Below are 21,641 nucleotides of genomic sequence, written 5' to 3' on the forward strand. Positions count from 1 at the left end.
GCGCGGCGGCCCCGGGGCGTCAGTCCGACGTGACGGCCGTGCTGGGCCGGGCGGTCTCCACGATCACGGTGGTGGCTTTGACGACCGCCACGGCGACGCTGCCGGGCCGCAACTGCAGCTCCTCGGCGGCTTCGGTACTCATCAGGGAGACCACGGCGAACGGGCCGCACTGCATCTCCACCTGGGTCATCACCGTGTCGCTGGTGACCTTGGTGACCAGCCCGACGAAGCGGTTGCGGGCCGAGCTGCCGATGCTGAGCGGGTCCGGCGGCGGGGCGGGGGCGTTGGTCCGGGAAAACCGGGCCAGGTCCTCGCTGGCGATGACCTTGCGGCCGGCGGCGTCGTGACCGACCGCCAACGATCCCTGGTTGATCCAACGCCGGACGGTGTCGTCGCTGACTCCGAGCAGCTCAGCGGCCTGACGGATCCGCAGGTTGGACACCGTTCGATGGTAACCCGGCGAGTGTTAGCCGGACGTCGTACAGCAATCCGCGCCCGATCGCGGCCACGCCCGAGCGGCGCGGCGCGACACGCGCGACACGCGACGGAAAATGCGTGACGCCCGGCACGAGGCGTTTTGGCCGTCCTCCGCCGGCGTTCGTCGCCGCTCCCGCGGCGGCCCGATGCCGGCCCGAAGCTACAAAACCGCAGCTCAGAGCGCCGAAATGCCGACCCGCTGCCGCGGTCGGACCCTCGGCAGGCCGCCGGGCCCGGCCGCCGCCGGCGACCCCCGGCGGGCCGCTTTTTCGGGCCACCCGGCGGGCTCATGCTGGGAGTTTGTCCCCTTAACCAGGGGGTCGGGTTAGATTTCGTCAGGAGGCCTGAGTACGGTCGTCTCCGCTGGCTGAAGTACCCGGCAGAGACAAAAAAGAGATCGATTGACAGTGATTGATCAGATACGGAGGAATCGTGGCCCTTCCCCAGTTGACCGACGAGCAGCGCGCGGCCGCGTTGGAGAAGGCGGCTGCCGCACGTCGAGCGCGAGCAGAGCTCAAGGACCGGCTCAAGCGCGGCGGCACCAACCTCACCCAGGTGCTCAAGGACGCCGAGACCAACGAAGTCCTGGGCAAGATGAAGGTTTCCGCGCTGCTTGAGGCGTTGCCCAAGGTGGGCAAGGTCAAAGCGCAGGAAATCATGACCGAGCTGGAGATCGCCCCCACCCGCCGCCTGCGCGGCCTCGGCGATCGCCAGCGCAAGGCCCTGCTGGAAAAGTTCGGCTCCTAACCGGCCTCGGCCGACCCGCCCTGTGGGCGCACCGGCCCGGGAGCGCCTGTGAGCGCCGGCGGGGGACCGGACGTCGAGCACGGCACGCGTCCCGCACCACCAGGTAAGGGGCGCGTGGTCGTGCTGTCCGGTCCCTCCGCGGTCGGCAAGTCGACCGTGGTCCGCTGCCTGCGCGAGCGGGTTCCCGACCTGCATTTTTCCGTCTCGGCCACGACGCGATCGCCGCGGCCGGGCGAGGTCGACGGCGTCGACTACCACTTCGTCAGCCCCGCCCGCTTCCAGCAGCTCATCGACGACGGCGCGCTGCTGGAATGGGCCGAGATCCACGGTGGACTGCACCGCTCGGGCACGCTGGCCGAGCCGGTCCGGACCGCCGCCGCCGCCGGCATCCCGGTCCTCATCGAGGTCGACCTCGCCGGCGCCAGGGCGGTCAAGAAGGCGATGCCCGAGGCCGTCACCGTGTTCCTGGCGCCCCCCAGTTGGCAGGACCTCGAGGCCAGACTCGTCGGCCGCGGCACCGAAACGCCGGAGGCGATGCGCCGTCGCCTCGAGACCGCCCGCGTCGAGATGGCGGCCCAGGACGACTTCGACGAGGTCGTGGTCAACAGTCAATTGGAGTCCGCGTGCGCGGAATTGGTATCCTTGCTGGTGAATTCTGCGCCGGCTCCGCATGACCCGCCGGGCCAGACCACATCCGATCGAGATTGAGCTTCGAATCGCCGGCGGTACCAGCCGCTCTGATCCGCCAAGGAGATTGACCTAAGTGACTATTCCGCAGTCCGACGCGGCGTTGGCCGCCGTTCCCGACCGCTTCGACCCGTCGGCCGGGGGCCAGCGCGTCTACGACACACCGCTGGGCATCACCAACCCGCCCATCGACGAACTGCTGGACCGCGTGTCGAGCAAGTACGCGCTGGTGATCTACGCGGCCAAACGGGCCCGCCAGATCAACGACTACTACAACCAGCTCGGCGAGGGCATCCTCGAATACGTCGGGCCGCTGGTCGAGCCGGGCCTTCAGGAGAAGCCGCTGTCGATCGCGCTGCGCGAAATTCACGCCGACCTGCTCGAGCACACCGAGGGCGAGTAAACAGGGCAGCGCCGGTGGACCGTAAACGGATCGTCGTCGGCGTCTCCGGTGGCATCGCCGCCTACAAGGCGTGCACGGTCGTGCGCCAGCTCTCCGAGGCCGGTCATCTGGTCCGGGTCATCCCCACCGAATCCGCGCTGCGGTTCGTCGGGGCCGCCACGTTCGAGGCGCTGTCCGGCCAGCCGGTGCACACCGGGGTTTTCGAGAACGTCCCCGACGTGCCGCACGTCCAGCTCGGCCAGAAGGCCGACCTGGTCGTGGTCGCGCCGGCCACCGCGGACCTGCTGGCCCGCGCGGTGCACGGCCGCGCCGACGACCTGCTGACCGCGACCCTGCTCACGGCACGGTGTCCCGTGCTGTTCGCGCCGGCGATGCACACCGAGATGTGGTTGCACCCGGCCACCGTCGACAACGTGGCGACCCTGCGGCGCCGCGGGGCGGTCGTGCTCGAACCGGCGTCCGGCCGGCTCACCGGTACCGACAGCGGGTCGGGTCGGCTGCCCGAGGCCGAGGAGATCACCACCCTGGCCGAGCTGCTGCTGGAACGCCACGACGCGCTTCCCTACGACCTCGCGGGATGCAAGGTCCTGGTGACCGCCGGCGGCACCCGCGAACCGATCGACCCGGTGCGCTTCATCGGCAACCGCAGCTCGGGCAAGCAGGGCTACGCGGTGGCCCGCGTCGCCGCCCAGCGCGGCGCCGAAGTCACGCTGATCGCCGGGCACACCGCCGGACTGATCGACCCCGCCGGCGTCGAGGTGGTCCACGTCAGCTCCGCCGAGCAGCTCGGCGACGCGGTGGCCAAGCACGCCCCCGCGGCCGACGTGCTGGTGATGGCGGCGGCCGTCGCCGACTTCCGGCCCGCGCAGGTTTCCGCCGCCAAGATCAAAAAGGGCCCAAACGATCAAGACGCGCCGCCACTGATCGAGCTGGTGCGCAATGACGACGTGCTGGCCGGCGCGGTGCGGGCGCGCGCCCACGGCGAGCTGCCCAACATGCGGGCCATCGTCGGGTTCGCCGCGGAAACGGGTGACGCCAACGGCGATGTGCTCTTCCACGCCCGGGCCAAGCTGCGCCGCAAGGGGTGCGACCTGCTGGTGGTCAACGCGGTCGGCGACGGCCGGGCGTTCGAGGTGGACAGCAACGACGGGTGGCTGCTGGCGTCCGACGGCACCGAGTCCGCGCTGCAGCACGGTTCCAAGACGCTGATGGCCAGTCGTATCGTGGATGCGATCGCCGCGTTCCTGCACGGCGGCGGGTAGTACGGTTTCGGTTTTCCTGCGGCGCCAGGCCAGGTGCTGGCCGGCCCGATGCCTGCCGATATAATTCGGTTAACTAATTAGTTGGAAGGGTTGAGATTGTGAGCGAAAATGGTCGCCTGTTTACCAGTGAGTCGGTGACTGAGGGACATCCCGACAAGATCTGTGACGCGATCAGCGACTCGGTCCTCGATGCCCTGCTGGCCCAGGATCCCCGCTCACGTGTCGCGGTCGAGACGCTGGTCACGACGGGCCAGGTGCACGTCGTCGGCGAGGTGACGACGACGGCCAAGGAGGCGTTCGCCGACATCACCAACACCGTCCGCGCCCGCATCCTCGACATCGGCTACGACTCGTCGGACAAGGGCTTCGACGGCGCGTCGTGCGGGGTGAACATCGGCATCGGCGCCCAGTCGCCCGACATCGCCCAGGGCGTGGACACCGCCCACGAGACCCGCGTCGAGGGCGCGGCGGACCCGCTGGACTCCCAGGGCGCCGGCGACCAGGGCCTGATGTTCGGCTACGCGATCAACGACACCCCCGAGCTGATGCCGCTGCCCATCGCGCTGGCACACCGCCTGTCCCGGCGGCTGACCGAGGTGCGCAAGAACGGCGTGCTGCCGTATCTGCGCCCCGACGGCAAGACGCAGGTCACCATCGAATACGAAGACAACGTGCCGGTCCGGCTGGACACCGTGGTGATCTCGACCCAGCACGCGGCCCACATCGACCTGGAGAACACCCTGACCCCGGACATCCGGGAAAAGGTGCTCAACACCGTGCTCGACGACCTCGCGCACGGCACGCTGGACACCTCGTCCACGCGACTGCTGATCAACCCGACCGGCAAGTTCGTCGTCGGCGGCCCGATGGGCGACGCGGGCCTGACCGGCCGCAAGATCATCGTCGACACGTACGGCGGCTGGGCCCGCCACGGCGGCGGCGCCTTCTCCGGCAAGGATCCGTCCAAGGTCGACCGGTCGGCCGCCTACGCGATGCGCTGGGTGGCCAAGAACATCGTCGCCGCCGGGCTGGCGGAGCGGGTCGAGGTGCAGGTGGCCTACGCGATCGGCAAGGCCGCCCCGGTGGGATTGTTCGTGGAGACGTTCGGCACCGCCACGGTCGACCCGGTCAAGATCGAGAAGATCGTTCCCGAGGTGTTCGACCTGCGGCCCGGCGCGATCATCCGCGACCTGGACCTGCTGCGCCCGATCTACGCGCAGACCGCCGCGTACGGCCACTTCGGCCGCACCGACATCGAGCTCCCGTGGGAGCAGCTCAACAAGGTCGACGAGCTCAAGCGCGCCGTCTAGCGCGCACCGGCGGTGAATCGGTAGTCGTCGAGGTCGAACCGCCGGCTGCGCCAGTAGGCCTCCACCGTGGTGGTGGGGCGCAGCGGCACGTCGCCGTTCTTGTCGAAGTAGTAGCTGTTGGCGAGCCGGCAGCTGTCCTGCCAGAAGATCTGCCGGTGCCGGCGGCGCATCATCTCGGCGAAGTACCGGTCGTTGGCCTCCTCGGTGACCTCCACGCGCGTCGCCCCGTCGCGCTGGGCGCGTTTCAGGCACCGCACGATGTGGTGGGTCTGCGTCTCGATGAGCGCGAAATACGACGAGCCGACGTAGCCGTACGGTCCGAACACGGTGAACAGGTTGGGAAAGCCGGGAACGCTGACGCCCTCGTAGGCCTGCAGCCGGTGCTCGTCCCAGAACCGGCTCAACGATTTGCCGCCGCTTCCGGTGACCGCGAACGTCGGGATGTCGTCGGGGTCCATCACCTTGAAGCCGGTCGCCAGGATCAGCACGTCGATCTCATGGCTTTCGCCGTCGGTGGTGGCCACCGACGTGGGGGTGATCTTGTCGATCGGCTCGGTGACCAGCCGCACGTTGTCGCGGTTGAACGTGGCCAGGTACTCGTTGTGAAATCCGGGCCGTTTGCAGCCGACCGCGTAGCGCGGGGTGAGCCGGTCGCGCACCGCCGGGTCGTGCACCTGCTTGCGCAGATAGGCCAGCCCCGCCGACTCCATCCGTTTGGCCAGCGGCACGACCGTGAAGTAGTGCGCGGAGATCGGGAAGGTGACTTCGACGAAGGCCTGACTGAGGAGCCGCTGCACGACCTTGCCGCCGGGGACCCGCATGGCCCACCGGGCCGGCGCGGGCAACGCGACGTCCAGCTTGGGGAAGCACCAGATCGGGGTGCGCTGAAACACGGTGAGCTGCTTGACGATCGGGGCTATTTCGGGGATGACTTGGACGGCTGAGGCGCCGGTGCCGATGATCGCGACGCGCTTGCCGGTCAGGTCCTGGTCGTGGTCCCAGCGCGCGGTGTGCATCGTGACGCCGCCGAAGGTGTCCACGCCGTCGATGTCGGGCAGGTTCGGGACGGTGAGGACGCCGCAGGCGCTGATCAGGAACCGGGCGGTGACCGTGCCCCCGGGATCGGTCTGCACCCGCCACAGGCCGTGCTCGTCGTCGAACTCGGCCGATTGCACCTTGGTGTTCAACCGGATTCGCGATCGCAGGCCGTACTTGTCGACGCAGTGTTCGGCGTACGCCTTGAGCTCGCGCCCCCGCGCGTACGTGCGCGACCAGTCCGGGCTCTGCTCGAAGGAGAACTGGTAGGAGAACGACGGGATGTCCACGGCGATACCGGGATAGGTGTTCCAGTGCCAGGTCCCGCCCACCCCGTCGCCCGCCTCGACGACGAGATAATCGGGCAGTCCGGCGTCGTCGAGCTTGATGGCGGCGCCGATCCCGGAGAAGCCGGCGCCCACGATCAGCGTGTGATAGTCGGGAGTGCTGCTCATCGGGGCCCGCCTACGGGTGCAGCGCCTTCTTCAGCGCGGCCAGCCCGCGGTCGGTGGCATCGCCGGCCGCGGGGATGACCAACGCGAAGCTGGCGTAGCCGTGCACCAGGTTGGGCTCGTTGCTCAGCTCCGCGGGCACGCCGGCGGCATCCAGCAGTTCGGCGTAGCGGGCGCCGTCGTCGCGCAGCGGGTCGTGCTCGGCGGTCGCGATGTAGGCGGGGGGCAACCCGGACAGGTCCGCCGCGTTCGCCGGGGCGAGCGTGACGGGCAGCGACGCGGGGTCGCTGATGTCGATGTCGGGCAGGTACCAGGACAGGAAGGCGTCGATCACGTCGCGGTCCAGGATGGGCGCGTTGGCGTTCTCGGTGTGCGAGGGCAGCGACAGATCGGCGGTGACCACCGGATACCACAGCAGCTGGAAGCTGAGGGCCGGCCCGTCGTTCTGGGTGGCCAGGTGCGCCATCACGGCGGCCAGGTTGCCGCCGGCCGAGTCGCCCGCGACGGCGATGCGGCCGGGGTCGCCGCCCAGCTCGTCGGCGTGCGCGGCGACCCACTGCAACGCCGCCCAGGCGTCGTGGACCGCGGCCGGGAACGGATGCTCGGGGGCCAGTCGGTAGTCGACGGACACCACGATCGCCTCGGCGCCGACGGCGTGGGCGCGGGCGAGGGGGTCGTGGGTGTCCACGCCGCCGAGACAGAACCCGCCGCCGTGGTAGAAGACGACGACGGGCAGCGCATCCTCGGGTTCCAGGGGCGGCCAGTAGATGCGCACCGGAAGGTCGGCGATCTCCCCGTGACCGATCGTGCGGTCCTCGATCCGCAGGTCCGGCAGCATTTCGGGCGGCACCTGGAGCAGCCGCAGCCGCTTGCGCGCGACCTCCACGCCGTCGGCCGCGCTGAAGGTCATCGGAAAGGCGTCGAGCAGCGCCTTGAACGTCGGATCGATGCCCGGTCGGGCGAATGAGGGCTCCGTCATGAATTCACCGTACGCTCCGGGTTCACCCGCGCAGTCCGCTTCTCAGGGCCGCCAGCCCGCGTTCCATCGCGGCCGTGGCCGCGGGCACCACACCGCCGTAACCGAGGTAGCCGTGCACCAGCGTCTCGGCGTTGTGCACCTCGACGGCCACTCCGGCCGCGGCCAGCCGCTCGCCGTAGCGGATGCCGTCGTCGCGCAGCGGGTCATAGCCCGCGACGGCGATGTAGGCGGGCGGCAGGTTGGACACGTCCGGGGCCCGTCCCGGCGCCATTGCCGGTGGCGGGGCGGACAAGTCGACTTCGCCGGCGTACCAACGGGAGAACTCGGCGACGGCCTTGACGTCGAGGATCGGCGCGCCGGCGTTCTCGGTGAAGGACGGCAGCGAGGCGTCCCACATCGTCGAGGGGTACCACAGCAGCTGGAACGCGATGGCCGGTGCGCCGCCGTCCCGGGCCCGCTGTGCCGTCACGGCGCTGATGGTTCCGCCGGCCGAATCCCCGGCCACCGCCAACCGATTCGGATCACCGCCCAGCGCGGGAGCATGCTCCGCGGCCCAAAGCGTTGCGGCCCAAGCGTCTTCGACGGCGGCGGGGTAGGGGTGCTCCGGCGCCAACCGGTAGTCGACGGACACCACGATCGCGTCGGCGCCGACCGCGTGCTGGCGAGCCGTGCCGTCGTAGCTGTCGAGGTCGCCCACGACAAACCCGCCGCCGTGAAAATACAGCACGACGGGCGAGGCTATGCGCTCGGAATGGCTTGGCGGCCAATAGATCCGGACGCCAATCGATCCCGCCGGGCCGGGGATGTCCCGGTCCTCGACCCGCAGCTCGGGATGCAGTGGCCGGCGGGGCAGGTCACGGAACCGCTGGCGCGCCGCGTCAACACCGTCGTCGGTGGATAGCCGGAAGGGAACCGCATCCAGTACCTTCTGCAGGATGGGGTCGATCGCGGGCTTTTCGTCGGCTGTGTTGTCCAAGCTGGGCATGGACGTACCGTACGCACCTCGCCTGGTGGCCGGCGGCTGGGTGGTGGCCGGCTGGGCGGCCCTCGGCTATGGCATCTATCTGACGGTGCTGGCGCTGGGTTCGCCGCCGGGGACCGAGCTGACCGGGCACTGGGTGCTGCAGCCGCTGTTCAAGGCGTCGATGGCGCTGTTGCTGACCGCCGCGGCGGTGGGCCACGCCATCGTCCGCGAGCGGCGGTGGCTGATGCCGGCGCTGCTGCTGTCGGCCGTGGGCGACTGGGCGCTGGCGATCCCGTGGTGGACGCAGTCTTTCGTCGTGGGCCTGGCCGCATTCCTGGTGGCGCACTTGTGTTTCCTGGGCGCACTGGTGCCGTTGGCGGCCAGGCGCCCGTCGAAGTTGCGCATCGCCGCCGTGGTCGCGATGTGCGTGGCCACCGCCGCTCTGCTGGCCTGGTTCTGGCCGCACCTGAACAAGCTGGCGCTTCCGGTGACGGCCTACATCGTCGTGCTGACCGCGATGGTGTGCGCCGCGCTGGTGGCGCGGCTGCCGACCATCTGGACGGCGGTGGGCGCGGTGTGTTTCGCGGCGTCCGATTCCCTGATCGCCATCGGCCGCTTCATCCTGGGCAACGAGGCGCTGGCCGTGCCGATCTGGTGGTCGTACGCCGCGGCGCTCATCCTGATGACGGCGGGGTTCTTCTTCGGCCGTGCGGCACCGGCCGACGCCGGCGCCGCAGGGCCGGACGAAACCTGACCGTTCGGGTTCGGACGGTAATTCATTGAGCAACAGCATATTTCGCGGCCCGAGGACGCCGTGACGAGCAGCGCTCACACTGCCGTTCAGGTCGAACCCATCGCCAGGGTGCTGCCCATGCTCTCGGTGCCGCACCTGGACCGCGAGTTCGACTACCTGGTGTCGGCCGAGCAGTCCGACGACGCTCAGCCGGGGGTGCGGGTACGCGTGCGGTTTCACGGCCGGCTGGTCGACGCGTTCGTGCTGGAGCGCCGCAACGACACCGACCACCCCGGCAAGCTCGGCTGGCTGGACCGCGTCGTGTCGGCCGAGCCGGTGCTGACCCCCGAGATCCGCCGGTTGGTCGACGCGGTGGCGGCGCGCTACGCCGGCACCCGGCCGGACGTGCTGCGCCTGGCGGTGCCGGCCCGGCATGCCCGGGTGGAGCGGGAACCGGCGACGGCGCACCGGCTGCCGGTGCCCGCGCCCGTGGACCCGGCGGCCTGGGCGTCCTACGGCCGGGGCGCCCAGTTCCTCGACGCCCTGGCCGAGTCTCGGGCCGCCCGGGCCGTGTGGCAGGCGCTGCCGGGGGAGTCGTGGGCGGACCGATTCGCCGAGGCGGCCGCGCAGACCATCCGCGCCGGGCGCGCGGTGCTGGCGATAGTGCCCGACCAGCGCGACCTGGACACGCTGTGGCGGGCGGCGACCGCGCGCATCGACGAGAGCGGCGCGGTGGCGCTCTCGGCCGGGCTGGGGCCGGCCGCCCGCTACCGGCGGTGGCTGGCCGCGCTGCGCGGTCAGGCCCGGCTGGTGATCGGCACTCGCAGTGCGGTTTTCGCGCCGCTGAGCGACCTGGGTCTCGTCATGGTGTGGGCCGACGCCGACGACAGCCTGTCGGAGCCGCGGGCGCCGTACCCGCACGCTCGCGAGGTAGCGATGCTGCGCGCGCACCAGGCGCGGTGCGCGGCGCTGATCGGGGGCTATGCACGCACCGCCGAAGCGCAGGCGTTGGTGCGCAGCGGATGGGCGCACGACATCGTCGCCGCCCGGGCGGTGGTGCGCGCCCGGACGCCGCGGGTGGTCGCGCTCGACGACACGGGCTACGCCGACGAACGCGACCCCGCCGCGCGCACCGCGCGCATCCCGTCCATCGCGCTGCGCGCCGCCCGCTCGTCGCTGCAGGCCGGGGCGCCGGTGCTGGTGCAGGTGCCGCGGCGCGGGTATGTCCCGTCGCTGGCCTGCGCGCGCTGCCGCGCCATCGCGAGGTGCCGGCACTGCACGGGTCCCTTGTCGCTGGCCGAGTCGCCGCGGGAGGGCGGCCCCGCGCTGGTCTGCCGGTGGTGCGGGCGAATCGACCCGAACCGGCGCTGCGCGCGCTGCGGGTCGGACGCGGTGCGCGCCGTGGTCGTCGGGGCGCGGCGCACCGCCGAGGAACTCGGGCGCGCTTTTCCCGGTACCGCCGTGATCACCTCGTCCGGGGACGGCGTCGTGCCGGAGGTCGCCGCCGCGCCGGCGCTGGTGGTGGCCACTCCGGGGGCGGAGCCCGCCGCGTCGGGCGGCTACGGGGCGGCGCTGCTGCTGGACACCTGGGCGCTGTTGGGCCGGCAGGACCTGCGCGCCGCCGAGGACGCGCTGTGGCGCTGGATGACCGCCGCGGCGTTGGTGCGCGCCCGCGGCGACGGCGGGGTGGTGCTGGCGGTGGCCGAATCATCCATTCCCACAGTTCAATCGCTGATCCGCTGGGATCCGGTGGGTCACGCCGACGCCGATCTGGCGGCCCGGGCCGAACTGGGCCTGCCCCCGAGCGTGCACATGGCGGCCCTGGACGGCGCGGCCGAGGCGGTGGCGGCGCTGCTCGAGGAGGCCGGGTTGCCGGAGGGGGCCGACGTGCTGGGGCCGGTGGATTTGCCGGCCGGCGTGCGCCGCCCGCCGGGGACGCCGGCCGGTGTGCCGGTGACCAGAATGCTGGTGCGGGCCCGCCGCGAGCAGGGTCTGGCGCTGGCCGCGGCGCTGCGGCGCGGCGTGAGCGTGCTGTCCGCCCGCCAATCCCACGAGCCGGTCCGCGTGCAGATCGATCCACTGCACATCGGGTGACCTCGCTAAGTGCTGCCCGAGCGGATAGTATGCGTCGGAAATAGTTCCTGACTACTTCAGTGGAAGGTTGTTACACTTCCTGTTCTTTAGCCGCCGATAGGCCGGGAATGATCCGGAGAAGGGCCGACATGGCAGCGGACAACGCGACGACGGCGGACGAGTCGCTGGATGTGATCACCGACGCGTTGCTGACGGCCTCCCGCCTGCTGGTCGCCATCTCGGCGCGCTCCATCGGTCAAGTGGACGAGACGATCACCATTCCGCAGTTCCGGACGCTGGTGATCCTGTCCAACCGGGGCCCGGTCAACCTGGCCACGCTGGCCGGCCTGCTTGGCGTGCAACCATCGGCCACCGGCCGGATGGTCGACCGGCTGGTCGCGGCCGGGCTGATCGACCGGCTGCCGCACCCGACCTCCCGGCGCGAGCTGTTGGCCGCGCTGACCAAGCGGGGGCGGGAGGTGGTTCGCCAGGTCACCTCCTACCGGCGCGCCGAAATCGCGACGATTGTGGAGAAGATGCCGCCGCCCGAGCGCCACGGGCTGGTGCGGGCACTGACCGCGTTCACCGCCGCCGGCGGCGAGCCGGACGTGCACCTGGACGCCGACATCGATCTCTAGCCGGTCAGCGCTTCTCGGCGGTGACCAGCAGGTACTCCCAGTTCATCGCCCCGTCGGCGAGGTATTGCCCAGCGAGTTCGACGAGTTGGGCGTCCAGCTCGGCGGCCAGCACGCGGTTGTGGCCGATGTTCGCGTAAGCCTCGATCGTCGGGCCGTAGTGGTTCTTGAAGTACGCGTGCACCGCTTCGGCGCTGTCGAACCGGTTCACTTCGAGCATTCCCCGCACCGCGCTCACCCGGCCGATCCGCTCGCCGAGCAGCGCGGTGACATAGCCCTTGCGTCCCCACAGCGCGGCCGGCGGCACCGCCTGCGACAGGCTGGGCCGGTACGGCCGGATGGTGGCGAGCATCCGGCCGAAGAACCCGTCCGGGGTCCAGCTGATCAGGCCGATCGTCCCGCCCGGCCGGCAGACCCGGACCAGTTCGTCGGCGGCCCGCTGCTGGTCCGGCGCGAACTGCACGCCGATCGCGGAGATGACGACGTCGAACTCGCCGTCGCCGAAGGGCAGCGCATGCGCATTGGCTTCCCGGTAGTCGATCTTCAGGCCCTGTGCCGCTGCCCGGACCCGCGAGCGCTGCAGCAGCTCGGGGGTCAGGTCGCTGGAAACGACCGTGGCGCCCGTCGCGGCGGCCGGCAGCGAGATGTTGCCCGAGCCGGCCGCGACGTCGAGCACCCGCACTCCCGGACCCAGGCCGGTGGCCTTGACCAGGACCGGGCCCAGCGGGGCCATCACTTCCTCGGCCATCAGGGCGTAGTCGCCGAGCGCCCACACCGCGCGGTGGGGAGCGGCGTCGCTGATCGTGGTGTCGAGAGTCATCGGACCTCCTTGAGGGGTCAGGAAAGGGCTGCCCAGTCGACCTCGTTGTCACCAGCACGGCAGTGCGGTCACCGCACAGGTCAATGATTACTAGCAATAGTATGCATTAGAAATAATAAACGTGCGCAACTTACGGTCGGACGGCGTGCTCGTCTTCCTAGACTGGGCCGGTGCGTCTTGTCTTCGCCGGCACCCCCGAACCCGCGCTGCCCGCGCTGCGTCGTCTCATCGACTCGCCCCGGCACGAGGTGATCGCCGTGCTGACGCGGCCCGACGCCGCCGTCGGTCGGCACGGCAGGCCGCAGCCCTCGCCGGTGGCCCGTGAGGCGCTCGACCGTGGCATCCCGCTGCTGCGGCCGGCCCGGCCGAACGCGCCAGAGTTCGTCGCCGAACTCTCGGAGCTGGCGCCGGACTGCTGCGCGGTCGTGGCCTACGGCGCGCTGCTGCGCGACGGCCTGCTCGCGGTTCCCCCGCACGGGTGGATCAACCTGCACTTCTCGCTGCTGCCGGCCTGGCGCGGAGCGGCGCCGGTCCAGGCGGCCATCGCGGCCGGGGACGCCATCACCGGGGCGACCACGTTCCGGATCGAGCCCAGCCTGGACTCCGGCCCCATCTACGGCGTCGTCACCGAGACGATCCGGCCAACCGACACCGCCGGCGAGTTGCTGGAGCGCCTGGCCGTTTCGGGTGCGGCCCTGCTGTCGACCACGCTGGACGGCATCGCCGACCAGACGCTGTCGCCCCGGCCGCAACCCGTCGAGGGCGTCAGCGTCGCGCCGAAGATCACCGTCGAGCAAGCCCGGGTGCGCTGGGACCTGCCGGCGCTGGTCGTGGAGCGGCGGATCCGCGCGGTCACGCCCAATCCGGGCGCCTGGACGATGATCGGCGAGCTGCGGATCAAGCTCGGCCCGGTGCGCATCGCCCCGGACGCCCCGGAGCCGTTGGCGCCCGGCGCACTTCACGTCGGCCGCAAGGACGTGTGGATCGGGACGGGTTCGCAAGCCGTGCGCCTGGGCCAAATACAGCCCCCCGGAAAGAAACTCATGAATGCCGTCGACTGGGCGCGGGGCGCGCGACTCGACTCCCCGGCGCGCGCGACATGAGCCCGCCCCGACCGCCGGACCGCGGGCGCGGCAGGCGGCGCCGGCCGCTCGACCCCGCGCGGGCCGCCGCGTTCGGCGTGCTGCGGGCGGTCAGCGAGCGTGACGCGTACGCGAACCTGGCCCTGCCCGCCCTGCTGCGCGAACGCGGGATCAGCGGCCGCGACGCCGCGTTCGCCACCGAGCTGACCTACGGCGCCTGCCGGACCCGGGGCCTGCTCGACGCCGTCATCGGCGCGGCCGCAGGCCGCCCGACGGACACCATCGACCCGGTGCTGCTCGACCTGCTGCGGCTGGGCGCCTACCAGTTGCTGCGCACGCGGGTGGACACGTACGCCGCGGTGTCCACCACGGTAGAGCAGGCGGGGATCGAATTCGATTCGGCTCGAGCGGGTTTCGTCAACGGCGTGCTGCGCGCCATCGCCGCCCGGGACGAGAAGTCCTGGGTCGAGGAGCTGGCCCCCGACCAGTCGCGGGATCCGGTCGGATATGCCGCCTTCGTACACGCGCACCCGCGCTGGATCGCGCAGGCCTTCGCCGACGCGCTGGGAGCGGACGCCGGTGAACTCGACGCGGTGCTGGCCAGCGACGACGAACGGCCGCAGGTGCATCTGGCGGCGCGCCCCGGCGTGCTGACCGCCGCGGAGCTGGCCGAGGCCGTGGGCGGCACGGTCGGCAGGTATTCGCCCTATGCGGTGTACCTGCCGGGCGGCGACCCTGGGCGGCTGGCGCCGGTGCGCGACGGCGCCGCGCTGGTCCAGGACGAGGGCAGCCAGCTGGTGGCCCGCGCGCTGACGCTGGCCCCGGTCGACGGCGACGCCGGCCGGTGGCTGGACCTGTGCGCCGGACCGGGTGGCAAGACCGCGCTGCTGGCCGCGCTCGGCGCGGGATCCGGGGCCCGCGTCACGGCGGTGGAGCCGGCGCCCCGCCGCGCCGACCTGGTGGCCGAGAACACCAGGGGCCTACCGGTCGAGGTGTTGCGGGTCGACGGGCGGCAGACCGGACTCGAGCCGACCTTCGACCGGGTGCTGGTCGACGCGCCGTGCACCGGTCTGGGCGCGTTGCGGCGCCGGCCGGAGGCGCGCTGGCGGCGCCAGCCGGCCGACGTGCCGGTGCTCGCCAGCCTGCAGCGCGAGCTGCTGGGCGCCGCGATCGCGTTGACCAGGCCCGGCGGTGTGGTGCTCTACGCGACCTGTTCGCCCCACCTCGCCGAGACCGTCGGGGTGGTCGCCGACGCGCTGCGCCGGCACCCGGTGTGCGAGTTGGACACCCGGCCGTTGTTCGAGCCCGTCACCGGGCTGGGGGACGGGCCGCATGTTCAGCTGTGGCCGCACCGGCACGGCACCGACGCCATGTTCGCCGCCGCGCTGCGCCGCGAAGCGGGGTAGCGCGAGGCGACTGATGGACGGGCCGCCGCCGCGCTGCGCCGCGAAGCGGGGTAGCGCGAAGGCGACTGATGGACGGGCCGCCGCCGCGCTGCGCCGCTTGCCGGCGTGAAGCCTGCGGAGCGGCTCAGTAGTCTGGCGCACATGCCTGGCAACACCGGTAGGCCGCTGATCGCGCCGTCCATCTTGTCCGCTGACTTCGCGCGGCTGGCCGACGAGGCGGCCGCGGTGCGCGGCGCCGACTGGTTGCACGTCGACGTGATGGACAACCACTTCGTGCCCAACCTGACCATCGGCCTGCCGGTGGTCGAGAGCCTGCTGGCCGCCACCACGATCCCGATGGACTGCCATCTGATGATCGAGGACCCCGACCGTTGGGCACCGCCGTACGCCGAGGCGGGCGCCTACAACGTCACCTTTCACGCCGAGGCCACCGACAACCCGGTCGCGGTGGCCCGCGACATCCGCGCCGCGGGCGCCAAGGCGGGGATCAGCGTCAAGCCCGGGACCCCGCTGGAGCCGTACCTGGAAATCCTGCCGCAGTTCGACACCCTGCTCATCATGTCGGTCGAACCCGGCTTCGGCGGCCAGAGCTTCATCCCCGAGGTGCTGAGCAAGGTCCGCACCGCGCGCAAGCTGATCGACGCCGGGGAGCTGACGATCCTGGTGGAGATCGACGGCGGCATCAACGACGACACCATCGAGCAGGCCGCCGAGGCCGGCGTCGACTGCTTCGTCGCCGGCTCGGCCGTCTATGGCGCCCAGGACCCGGAGGCCGCCGTGGCGGCGCTGCGCAGGCAGGCCGCCGCCGCGTCACCGCACCTGCGCCGATGAATCGGCCCGTCGACGGACTCGACGCGGCCATGCGCCTGGCGATCGAGCAGTCCAACCCGGTCAAGGGCACCACATATCCGAATCCGCCCGTGGGCGCGGTCATCCTGGACGCCGACGGCGCGGTCGTCGGCGTCGGGGGCACCGAACCGGCCGGTGGGGATCACGCCGAGGTGTTGGCGTTGCGGCGGGCCGGCGAGCTGGCGGTCGGCGGGACCGCGGTGGTCACGCTGGAGCCGTGCAACCACTACGGCAAGACCCCGCCGTGCGTGAACGCCCTGCTGGCCGCGAAGGTGGGGGCGGTCGTCTACGGCGTCGCCGACCCGAACCCGGCCGCCGCCGGCGGCGCCGCGCGGCTGACCGAGGCGGGCGTGCGGGTGACGTCCGGGGTGCTCGCCGACGCGGTGGCCGGCGGGCCGTTGCGGGAGTGGCTGCACAAGCAGCGGACCGGGCTGCCGCACGTCACCTGGAAATACGCCAGCAGCGTCGACGGCCGCAGCGCGGCCGCCGATGGCACCAGCCAATGGATTTCCAGCGAGGCCTCGCGGCTGGACCTGCATCGGCGGCGCCGTGCCGCCGACGCGATCGTGGTGGGCACCGGCACCGTGCTGGCCGACGATCCGGCGCTGACCGCCCGGTTGCCCGACGGCTCGCTGGCCGACCGGCAACCGCTGCGCGTCGTGGTGGGGATGCGCGAAATACCGCCGGAGGCAAAGGTTCTCAACGACGATTCGCGGACCATGGTGATCCGCACGCACGACCCGGTGGAGGTGATCAAGGCGCTGTCGGACCGCACCGACGTCCTGTTGGAGGGCGGTCCCACCCTCGCCGGCGCCTTCCTGCGGGCGGGGGCGGTCAATCGGATCCTGGCCTACGTCGCGCCGATGCTGCTGGGTGGTCCGGTCTCCGCGGTCGACGACGTCGGGGTATCCACCATCGCGCGGGCGTTGCGCTGGAACTTCGACGGTATCGACCGGGTCGGGCCGGATCTGCTGCTCAGCCTGGTGCCGCGCGGCGAGTAGGAGCGCCTAGCGCTGCTCCCCGAGGGCGACGGTCTGCGGCTCGGGAATTTCCGGTTCGTCGGCGTGTTCCTGGCGGCCGCCGATCAGCAGGCCCAGCAGCGCTCCCACGATGCAGATGACCACGGTGGCACTGAAGATGTCGCCGTACATCATGGCGAACGCCTTGAGGTACATCGTCCCCTGGGCGGCGATCCGCTCCAGCAGGGAGGCGTTGGGGGGTATCGCCGCCGTCAGCCCGGCCACGATCTGGTTGAACCGGTACAGCCCCCACGCGCTGAGCGCGGCCACACCGATGAGCATGCCGGTCATGCGGGCCACCACCACCGCCGCGGAGGCGATGCCGTGCTGCGCCGCGGGAACCACCCGAAGGGCGGCGGAGGTCAGCGGCCCGATCACCAGGCCGAGGCCCACACCGGCCACCAGAAGGTCGGCGTGCAGCACGGGGACGCTGAAAACGCCGAAAAGGTCGTGCTTCTGGCTCAGCACGTCTTGGCGCCAGTAGTGGATCAGCCAGTAGCCGTAGGCGGCGATCAGCAGCCCGACGAAGGTCATCACCCGGTCGCCCACGCGGGTGGCGATCCAGCCGCCCAGCACCGCCCCGATCGGCAGCGCGATCAGGAACCACAGCAGCAGCCCGGCGGCCTGGGTCTGGTCCATCTGCAGCACGCCCTGGCCGAACAGCTCCACGTCCACCAGGGTGACCATCAGCGCCGCACCCGCGGTCAGCGATGCGCCCAGCGCGGCCAGGAACGGGCGGAAGTGCACCCCCGCCGGCTCGATCAGCCGGGTGCGCGAGAACCGTTCCCACAGCATGAACAGCACCGCGACCACGACCGCGCCGATGACCAGCGGCAGCCCGTAGCTCGGCAGGATCTGTTTGCCGTCGGGCTGGGGGTTGTACAGACCGATGACGGCCAGGCCCAGGGCGACCGCGAGCAGCACCCCACCGACGAGGTCGACCCGTTCGGGCTCGTCCACGCGCTCGTGCGACGGCAGGCTGAACTGGATCATCACCATCGCGATCAAGGTCAGTGGGACGTTGATCCAGAACACGTAGCGCCAGTCGTGGAACAGGTACACGATGAAGATCCCGTACAGCGGGCCCAGCACGCTGCCCAGCTCCTGCGCGGCCCCGATGCCGCCCAGCACGCCGGCGCGGTTGCGCTGAGCCCACAGGTCGGCGCCCAGGGCGAGCGTGACCGGCAGCAGCGCGCCGCTCGCCACACCCTGGATGGTGCGGCCGCCGATCAGCAGGTGGAAGTCGCCCCAGTGCCCGGCCAGCGCCGTCACCACCGAACCCACCATGAACAGGGTCAGGCTGACCTGCAGCACCAGCTTGCGGCCGAACCGGTCGGAGGCCCGCCCCAGCAACGGCATGGCGGCGATGTAGCCCAGCAGGTACATCGTGATGATCCAGGTGATGCGCTGCAGCTGGTTGATCGGGATGTGAACGTCGCTCATGATGTCGCGCATGATCGTCACGACGACATAGGCGTCCAGGGCACCCAGCAAGACCGCGAGGCTGCCGGCGCTGATCGCGACGCGGCGCCCGGTCTGCGAACTCATGAACTCACCGGGGGCTTGGTGACCTGAACCTGCTCGCCCCAGTTCGACAGGGTGACCTGGATCGAATTGCCCGAACTCTTCTGCATGTTGGCCTGGACCAGCTGGTGGTCACCGGTCTCCTGGATCCACACCGTGCTCGGCACCGGCTGCGTCGCGTTGAACTGCGGCATGATCTTGTTCACCGCATCCGCCGACACGTTGCCGCTGACGCGGATGGTGTTCTGACCGTTGATGGTCTCGCGGCCCTCGGCCTTGGCGTTGGTGAAGTTCGCCAGCGCGTTGGCCAGCCCGGTGTCGGGGTTGAGCAGCACGGACACGTCGTAGATGTCGGACGCCTTGCCGAAGTCGCTCCACTTGTTCGGCGTCAGCGTGGCGTACAGGGTGCCGTCGACCACCACGAAGTTGGCGTCGATGTCGGAGCCCCCGAGGGTGATGGTGGCGTTGCCCGACGCGGCGGTGGCCGGCGCCGTGGTGAGGTCACCCGTCAGCGTTTTGATGGGGAGCCCCTGGATCTTGCCCTGAATGCTCAGCACCAGGTGCACGCTCTTCACATTCTTGGTGGCGTCGGCCGACTGCTTGACCAAGGTCGTGCCGTCGGGTAGCGGGGCGCCGCTCTGCTTTGAGCCCGACGAGCAGCCGGCGATCAAGGCGGTGGCGAGGGTCAGGGATGCGAGGACGGCCGATAGACGGCGGCGGGTCTGCATACCTTGCATCGTAGAGGGTGCCCGTGACCGGCTTGGGAGACGCGGGGGCGCACTGACGGCCCTGCGCCACCCCTTCGGCCTGCTCACCAGCGCGGCCGCGGCTTTCGTGCGGCCGATTAACTTTCGTGCGGCCGATTAACCTGATGACATGTTCACCGGAATTGTCGAGGAACTCGGAGAGGTGACCGGCCGCGACGTGCTCGCCGACGCCGCGCGGCTGACCATCCGCGGACCGGTCGTGACCTCCGACGCGGGGCACGGCGATTCGATCGCCGTCAACGGGGTCTGCCTCACCGTCGCCGAGCTGCTGCCCGACGGCCAGTTCACCGCCGACGTGATGGCCGAGACGCTCAACCGGTCCAACCTGGGCGCCCTGCAGGTCGGCAGCCCGGTCAACCTCGAGCGCGCCGCGGCGGTCAACAGCCGGCTCGGCGGCCACATCGTGCAGGGGCACGTGGACGGGACCGGCCAGGTGGTGGCCCGGACCCCGTCCGAACACTGGGAAGTGGTGCGGATCGAGATCCCCCCGGCGGTGGCCCGCTACGTCGTCGAGAAGGGGTCGATCACCGTCGACGGGATTTCGCTGACGGTCTCCGGGCTCGGCGGCGGACCGGGCGACTGGTTCGAGGTATCGCTCATCCCCACCACCCGCGAGCTGACCACCCTGGGCCGCGCTCCGGTCGGGACGCAGGTGAACCTCGAAGTCGACGTAATCGCCAAATACGTTGAGCGGCTGATGACGCATAACCCGAGTGAACCCGGCCGCTAGGGCCGGCTGTCGCGGCGAACTCGACTCTTTACGCTCTTGGTGGCGTTGGGGGCGGGCTAGGCGTCCCTAGTCTCGGTGGCGCGAAAGAGGTAATACCACGCGGGGGAAACTCCATATTTTTGGACCTCTGGGTCCCGGTACTTCGGCTCGGCATGACAGAGGTGGTAACCATACTGTGCGAGTAGCGGATTGATATCGGTACCGTCGTCCAACAGTACGGCGTATCGCCCCTCATCGTCAGCGTTAGGAACGATGAAAAGGTATTCGATCTTGAGTTCGGCGCACCGGGAGGCCCAGTAAGCGACGGCCTCAACCGCGCATTCAGAGAAGCTGTGGATGTTGACCGCTAGTTCGATCGTTCCGGGAACGAGATCCTGTTGGTCGTCCAACGCGACGACACGTGTACGTTCCGCGCCTTTTCTCGACAGGTAATACGAGGAGATGAACGTCGACTCGGGGATGGCGTCGATGCAGAAATAGGTATCGATGTTGCTAAACGCCGTTACAGCGCGGTAGGCGAGCCTGCCGTATCCCGCGCCGATATCGAGCACTTTCAACCCCGGCCGGCGCGAGATCTGCAGTGTACGTTGCAGAAACAGCAGCTCACAGACCGAGTCGAGGAGGTCGCGGCTGACGAGCCTCTGATTCCCGTGTTGGTCTGTGTCGGATGTCGGAAACGTAAATACGCCGAAGTCGCCGTCCTCGGTGAGGATGTCTAGAAGACTGAGCGTGTCAATGGTTTTCAAATACGAGTGTGTCAGCGCATGTTTCTCGGGCGTGTTGTTGGCCTGGAACTGCCAGACGTAGCAATTGTCGCCTCGGAAATAGAGCAGATCCTCCGGCGTGACATAACCGGGAGCCCAAACGGCCGGTGTGCCGCTGTTGAGGCCGGCATAGCGCTGGCGTAGCGCTTGGAGCTCGGGATTTGTCGCACGGAGGGTGGCGTAATCAACGGAAGCAACGCCTTGACCCGAGTGCCCTCGCCAGTCGAGAAGCCATGGACGCTTACCGTCCTTGATGCGCTCCAAGTCCTCACTTGACAGGGCCGTCAGCATCTCCTGTGTCGCGCGGGCGAACTGCGACACCGCCACATCGTCGGGAGTGTCCTGCGGCCAGCCGGAAAACGCCATGCCGCTCCCTCATGTCCGTCCGGTTTTTGTTGCTCTTGAGCGTTCCCACGATAATGCTCAGGGAACCGAACTTCACCGCGTGGCGTGTAGGGATGAAAGGCGTCGATAAAGACGTTCAGCGGCTGCTCACCGCGCTAGGCCGCGTTCGGGGAAGCGCCCCATGCCGGTTCGGTCAGCAGGGCTCGCCCGGCGGCGTCCAGTACGGCTCGCCGGACGGCGTGTAGCACGGCGGTGGTGCGTCGGGCGGCGGGACCGTCATCGCACCGGCCGGAAGGACCCAGTTCCCCCAGCGCTGCGGATCTGTGCATCCCCCGACGCTCACATGCCGGCCGCCGACGTCGGCGCACGCATCGGCCGTCGCCCGTTGCGGGGAGGCGATACCCGCTGCCAATCCGGCCGCGAACATCAAGGTCACGGCCGGTACCGCCAGTCTCACTGCGATTCTCATGCTGCTCAGCGTAGATTGCTGGCGCACGATCAGGAGCCGTTTCGCCGCGCCGATCCGCTGGTGCGGCCCATCGCGGGGCACGATCCGGAAAGCGGCGGGACCCGGCGGC

Annotated in this window: 22 protein-coding genes; 13 read left to right on the forward strand and 9 right to left on the reverse strand. The window is 70.4% G+C overall.

The window, feature by feature from the left end; genetic code table 11:
* Positions 1-19: 19 nt before the first annotated feature.
* Complete coding sequence (locus tag G6N37_RS04190) at positions 20-442, reverse strand: TOBE domain-containing protein (protein WP_163676339.1); 423 nt, start codon at positions 440-442, stop codon at positions 20-22.
* 467 nt (positions 443-909) lie between these two features.
* On the opposite strand from G6N37_RS04190, the gene mihF reads away from it, so the two are divergent.
* The 5 genes from mihF (at position 910) to metK (ending at position 4,886) form a co-directional block, all read left to right on the forward strand.
* Entirely contained in the window at positions 910-1,224 is a 315-nt protein-coding gene (gene mihF / locus G6N37_RS04195) for an integration host factor, actinobacterial type (RefSeq protein WP_046185993.1), read from the forward strand.
* A gap of 48 nt (positions 1,225-1,272) precedes the next feature.
* Positions 1,273-1,932, forward strand: a complete 660-nt coding sequence (gmk, locus tag G6N37_RS04200; protein WP_163676342.1) for a guanylate kinase — start codon at positions 1,273-1,275, stop codon at positions 1,930-1,932.
* A 55-nt stretch (positions 1,933-1,987) separates the two neighbouring features.
* Positions 1,988-2,314, forward strand: a complete 327-nt coding sequence (gene rpoZ, locus G6N37_RS04205; protein WP_083173981.1) for a DNA-directed RNA polymerase subunit omega — start codon at positions 1,988-1,990, stop codon at positions 2,312-2,314.
* Between the two features lie 14 nt (positions 2,315-2,328).
* Positions 2,329-3,576, forward strand: a complete 1,248-nt coding sequence (gene coaBC / locus G6N37_RS04210) for a bifunctional phosphopantothenoylcysteine decarboxylase/phosphopantothenate--cysteine ligase CoaBC (RefSeq protein WP_163676345.1) — start codon at positions 2,329-2,331, stop codon at positions 3,574-3,576.
* 98 nt (positions 3,577-3,674) lie between these two features.
* Entirely contained in the window at positions 3,675-4,886 is a 1,212-nt protein-coding gene (gene metK / locus G6N37_RS04215; protein ID WP_163676350.1) for a methionine adenosyltransferase, read from the forward strand.
* Here the strand turns inward: metK and G6N37_RS04220 are convergent.
* From G6N37_RS04220 to G6N37_RS04230, 3 genes are read right to left on the reverse strand one after another with little or no spacing between them, the layout of a single operon-like run.
* Positions 4,883-6,376, reverse strand: a complete 1,494-nt coding sequence (locus G6N37_RS04220; RefSeq protein WP_163676353.1) for a flavin-containing monooxygenase — start codon at positions 6,374-6,376, stop codon at positions 4,883-4,885. The two genes, metK and G6N37_RS04220, sit on opposite strands and share 4 nt — an antisense overlap.
* A 10-nt stretch (positions 6,377-6,386) precedes the next feature.
* On the reverse strand, positions 6,387-7,352 hold the full coding sequence (locus G6N37_RS04225) for an alpha/beta hydrolase (protein ID WP_163676356.1): 966 nt from the start codon (positions 7,350-7,352) through the stop codon (positions 6,387-6,389).
* 22 nt (positions 7,353-7,374) lie between these two features.
* Positions 7,375-8,337 carry an alpha/beta hydrolase gene (locus G6N37_RS04230; protein ID WP_163676358.1) on the reverse strand — a complete coding sequence of 321 codons (963 nt, stop codon included), beginning with the start codon at positions 8,335-8,337 and terminating at the stop codon, positions 7,375-7,377.
* Here G6N37_RS04230 and G6N37_RS04235 point away from each other — a divergent pair.
* The 3 genes from G6N37_RS04235 to G6N37_RS04245 all read left to right on the forward strand — a co-directional run bounded on the left by G6N37_RS04235 (position 8,336) and on the right by G6N37_RS04245 (position 11,760).
* Positions 8,336-9,070, forward strand: coding sequence for a lysoplasmalogenase (locus tag G6N37_RS04235; protein ID WP_174813908.1), 735 nt, complete (start codon positions 8,336-8,338; stop codon positions 9,068-9,070). The two genes, G6N37_RS04230 and G6N37_RS04235, sit on opposite strands and share 2 nt — an antisense overlap.
* A 117-nt stretch (positions 9,071-9,187) precedes the next feature.
* Positions 9,188-11,143: a primosomal protein N' gene (locus G6N37_RS04240; protein ID WP_163684589.1), complete on the forward strand. Its 1,956-nt coding sequence runs from the start codon at positions 9,188-9,190 to the stop codon at positions 11,141-11,143.
* Between the two features lie 128 nt (positions 11,144-11,271).
* Positions 11,272-11,760 (forward strand): MarR family winged helix-turn-helix transcriptional regulator, encoded by a 489-nt coding sequence (locus G6N37_RS04245; RefSeq protein ID WP_163676361.1) that lies wholly within the window; start codon positions 11,272-11,274, stop codon positions 11,758-11,760.
* Between the two features lie 4 nt (positions 11,761-11,764).
* Here the strand turns inward: G6N37_RS04245 and G6N37_RS04250 are convergent, their stop codons facing one another.
* Positions 11,765-12,577, reverse strand: a complete 813-nt coding sequence (locus G6N37_RS04250) for a class I SAM-dependent methyltransferase (RefSeq protein ID WP_163676364.1) — start codon at positions 12,575-12,577, stop codon at positions 11,765-11,767.
* 170 nt (positions 12,578-12,747) lie between these two features.
* On the opposite strand from G6N37_RS04250, the gene fmt reads away from it, so the two are divergent.
* The 4 genes from fmt to ribD all read left to right on the forward strand — a co-directional run bounded on the left by fmt (position 12,748) and on the right by ribD (position 16,915).
* Positions 12,748-13,680: a methionyl-tRNA formyltransferase gene (gene fmt / locus G6N37_RS04255; protein WP_163676367.1), complete on the forward strand. Its 933-nt coding sequence runs from the start codon at positions 12,748-12,750 to the stop codon at positions 13,678-13,680.
* On the forward strand, positions 13,677-15,065 hold the full coding sequence (locus tag G6N37_RS04260) for an RsmB/NOP family class I SAM-dependent RNA methyltransferase (protein WP_163676370.1): 1,389 nt from the start codon (positions 13,677-13,679) through the stop codon (positions 15,063-15,065). The genes fmt and G6N37_RS04260 overlap by 4 nt, the downstream gene beginning before the upstream one ends.
* A gap of 141 nt (positions 15,066-15,206) precedes the next feature.
* Positions 15,207-15,896: a ribulose-phosphate 3-epimerase gene (gene rpe, locus G6N37_RS04265; protein WP_372514728.1), complete on the forward strand. Its 690-nt coding sequence runs from the start codon at positions 15,207-15,209 to the stop codon at positions 15,894-15,896.
* Positions 15,893-16,915: a bifunctional diaminohydroxyphosphoribosylaminopyrimidine deaminase/5-amino-6-(5-phosphoribosylamino)uracil reductase RibD gene (gene ribD, locus G6N37_RS04270; protein WP_163676373.1), complete on the forward strand. Its 1,023-nt coding sequence runs from the start codon at positions 15,893-15,895 to the stop codon at positions 16,913-16,915. The genes rpe and ribD overlap by 4 nt, the downstream gene beginning before the upstream one ends.
* A gap of 6 nt (positions 16,916-16,921) precedes the next feature.
* Here the strand turns inward: ribD and G6N37_RS04275 are convergent, their stop codons facing one another.
* Together G6N37_RS04275 and G6N37_RS04280 are read right to left on the reverse strand one after the other, a co-directional pair.
* A complete protein-coding gene (locus tag G6N37_RS04275; RefSeq protein ID WP_163676376.1) occupies positions 16,922-18,481 on the reverse strand; it encodes an MFS transporter in 1,560 nt (519 codons plus the stop codon).
* On the reverse strand, positions 18,478-19,185 hold the full coding sequence (locus G6N37_RS04280) for an LppX_LprAFG lipoprotein (protein WP_163676389.1): 708 nt from the start codon (positions 19,183-19,185) through the stop codon (positions 18,478-18,480). The genes G6N37_RS04275 and G6N37_RS04280 overlap by 4 nt, the downstream gene beginning before the upstream one ends.
* A gap of 148 nt (positions 19,186-19,333) precedes the next feature.
* On the opposite strand from G6N37_RS04280, the gene G6N37_RS04285 reads away from it, so the two are divergent.
* Positions 19,334-19,954: a riboflavin synthase gene (locus tag G6N37_RS04285; protein ID WP_163676391.1), complete on the forward strand. Its 621-nt coding sequence runs from the start codon at positions 19,334-19,336 to the stop codon at positions 19,952-19,954.
* A 56-nt stretch (positions 19,955-20,010) separates the two neighbouring features.
* Here G6N37_RS04285 and G6N37_RS04290 read toward each other — a convergent pair whose 3' ends face one another.
* Complete coding sequence (locus G6N37_RS04290) at positions 20,011-21,084, reverse strand: putative sugar O-methyltransferase (RefSeq protein WP_163676393.1); 1,074 nt, start codon at positions 21,082-21,084, stop codon at positions 20,011-20,013.
* 172 nt (positions 21,085-21,256) lie between these two features.
* Positions 21,257-21,532, reverse strand: coding sequence for a hypothetical protein (locus G6N37_RS04295; RefSeq protein WP_232075269.1), 276 nt, complete (start codon positions 21,530-21,532; stop codon positions 21,257-21,259).
* Positions 21,533-21,641 lie beyond the last annotated feature (109 nt).

The organism is Mycobacterium seoulense, from assembly GCF_010731595.1.
Classification (GTDB): domain Bacteria; phylum Actinomycetota; class Actinomycetes; order Mycobacteriales; family Mycobacteriaceae; genus Mycobacterium; species Mycobacterium seoulense.